Below are 2,292 nucleotides of genomic sequence, written 5' to 3'. Positions count from 1 at the left end.
CCGCGCCCGGGCGGCGGTGGCGGGGGTCAGCAGGCGCCCGCGAGTCCGCGCGGCCCCGGCGGTGCGGCGGCGGTACCATCCGGCGCGTCGCGAGTCATGAACAACATCGCGACGGCCCGGGCCGCGGGCGCGCACCTCAATCGCGCCGACGAAGCCATGGGCGATATCGCCGGTGACCGCTGGGCCAACCGCGCACCCGACCTCGGCAGGAGCACCATTCCGCGATGACGACGACCGACACCTACGAGCGCCGCTCGTACGGGCTGTGGCAGAAGCCCCGCAGCGCAGGCCTTTTCGGGTTGCGCTGGGGAGAGACGGTGCTCGGCTTCGTCGTCGTCATCACCGCCCTGATGACGGCGCTGGTCGCCGGGCCGAAACCGGCGTTGTTCATCGCGATCATCGGTGTGGTCGTGATGGTTCCACTGGTGTGGCGGACGGGGGGCCGCTCCGGTTACGAGACGGGATTGATGATGTTCCATTGGTTGCGCGGCCGCAGCAAGGGCGAGCACGTCTATCGCGGCGGCCGGTTCTCCCGCATTCCCGGCGGTGTCGCGCGCCTGCCCGGCCTGATGGCGCCCTCGCGGCTGTACGAGGGAATCGACGCCGGCGGCTACAGCTTCGGCATGATCCATCTGCCGCAGTTCGCGCAGTACACGGTCGTGTTGCGGGCCTGGCCGCAGGGTCACGAGGCGGTCGACCAGCCGGTGATCGATCGGTGGGTGTCCGCGTGGGGCACCTTCCTGGCCTCGCTGGGCCAGACCTCCGACATCGTCGCGGTGGTTCCGGTGATCGACACCGTCCCGGAAACCGGAAACCGTTTGCTCACCGAGGTTTCCACCATCACCCGGCCGGAATCGCCGGCGCTGGCACAGCAGGTGATGTACGAGCTGGCGACCGAATTGCCGCAGGAGCGCGTGCAATTGCTGCCGCGGGTGGCGCTCACGTTCAAGGCCACCACCGCCGAACGACGCAAGAATCCGGCCGAGGAGGCCGTCGAGATCGGCCGCCGGTTGCCGGGAATCTGCGCGGCGCTGGCCGAAGCGGGCGTGCGCGCGCAGCCGATGTCGGCCGACGAGGTGATCTCGTTCATCCGCCGCAGCTACGACCCGGCCGCGCAGGCCGATCTGGAAGTGGCCGCCGGCGAGATCGGCGGGCACGGGCTGGATTGGGCAGACGCGGGCCCGATCTCGCACGAGGAACGCTGGGATCAGTTCATCCACGACGGCGGCCGCTCGGTCACCTGGGAGATGGACGCCGCACCCGAGGGCGCGGTCGACGAGCGGGTGCTGCAGCGGCTGCTGGCGCCGAATCCGGAGGTCCCGCGCAAGCGGATCGCGATCGTCTACCGGCCGCATTCGGCCGCCGACGCCGCCGAGATCGTGGATGACGACTACAAGAACGCGCTGGTCGCGCAGCAGAGCGAGCGGGGCGTGGTCTCCGCCTCGGCGACGCTGCGGGTGGGCGCCACCCAGCAGGCGCGCGAGGAACAGGCGCGCGGGCACGGTGTGACCCGGTTCGGCGCGCTCGTCACCATCACCGAACCGCTGCGCGGTGATCTGCCGCGGATCGAAGCGATTACCCGCGACCTGTCCACACAGGCGCGGTTGAAGATCCGGCGTTGCTACCGCTACCAGGCGGCGGCCTTCGCGGCCTCACTCGGCTGCGGGGTGATCCTGCCGGAACACGCGAGTATTCCCAAGGCATTGGCGGGGTGAGCGCAGATGGCAGGTGAGCACGAGCCACCGGTCCGCTACCGGGGCGAACCACCGCGATACAGCGAGCGGGTGGTGGATCCGGAGAATCCGGTCCAGGCCCGGCCGCGCACGCGGACGGGCCACGACGACGAGTGGGGCATCGAGGCCTACGCGCCCGGCCTGCCGCGCTCGGAGTACGGTGGCGCACCTGCCGATTGGGACGACGTACCGCTGCGCCCGGCGCGGCGGCGAGCGCGGCGCGAGGAGGGCGAACGCGCCCGCCCGGACGCCGCTGCGGCCCCCGAACACGGTGGGCGGGCGACCGGGCACTCGCGCACGGGTGCCGGTGTGGACGGTGCGGGACGCACCCGAGGCGCCGCGGCTCCCCGGCGGGAGACCGACCGTCGCCCGGCGCCCGAATACGATGCGCCACAACGCCGTCCGGGCGGTGACCGGATCTCCGACGAGCGCGGCTCGGGAAGCCCACGCCGGCGCGGGGACGATGCGGCGAGTCCCGGATCGGGCGGTGAGCGTTCGATGCGGCGGGCGGAGCCGGAGCCCGGCCGCCGTCGTCCGGCGAACGGCGATCGGGACGGAT

At 72.2% G+C, this 2,292-nt stretch carries 1 protein-coding gene and 2 pseudogenes; all 3 read left to right on the top strand.

Annotated elements, in window-relative coordinates; genetic code table 11:
- Nucleotides 1-228, top strand: a pseudogene (locus ON23_RS38805) (hypothetical protein); the annotation flags it as partial.
- Nucleotides 225-1,715, top strand: coding sequence for an SCO6880 family protein (locus ON23_RS16590; RefSeq protein WP_039779262.1), 1,491 nt, complete (start codon nucleotides 225-227; stop codon nucleotides 1,713-1,715). The pseudogene ON23_RS38805 and the gene ON23_RS16590, both read left to right, overlap by 4 nt.
- A 6-nt stretch (nucleotides 1,716-1,721) precedes the next feature.
- Nucleotides 1,722-2,292: pseudogene (locus ON23_RS16585) on the top strand (hypothetical protein); the annotation flags it as partial.

Origin of the sequence: Nocardia cerradoensis NBRC 101014 (assembly GCF_000308535.1) — a bacterium.
Lineage (GTDB): Bacteria > Actinomycetota > Actinomycetes > Mycobacteriales > Mycobacteriaceae > Nocardia > Nocardia cerradoensis.
Note: the sequence above shows the minus strand (reverse complement) of the source record. Positions and strands in the feature narration are given on the sequence as shown.